The organism is Sphingomonas sp. 10B4, from assembly GCF_035019905.1.
Lineage (GTDB): Bacteria > Pseudomonadota > Alphaproteobacteria > Sphingomonadales > Sphingomonadaceae > Sphingomonas > Sphingomonas glacialis.
Map to the genome: position 1 here is coordinate 1 of NZ_JASJVC010000406.1, position 258 is coordinate 258.

General features: G+C 49.6%; 1 pseudogene. It reads right to left on the reverse strand.

What is annotated here, in order from left to right:
• A pseudogene (locus QN347_RS20275) lies at positions 1 to 258 on the reverse strand (IS21 family transposase); the annotation flags it as partial.

Below are 258 nucleotides of genomic sequence, written 5' to 3' on the forward strand. Positions count from 1 at the left end.
GGATTTTGCGATGAATGCCGCCAATGACAAGCAGCTCCTCACTCCAGTCAAACTGGAATGCTTCGCCGAGTTGAAACTTCAGTGGAACGAAGGCAGATTTACCAGTGACTTTGGCAGCTTGGTCACGCCAGGCGTAAATGTAACGGTTGACACCCGAGTAGCTACCGGTGAACCCTGCTTGCTGGAGTTCCTTAAATAGCATAAGCGCAGTACGACGTTCTTTTTTAGGTCGATGGCTGTCGGTTTGTAGTGCTAACT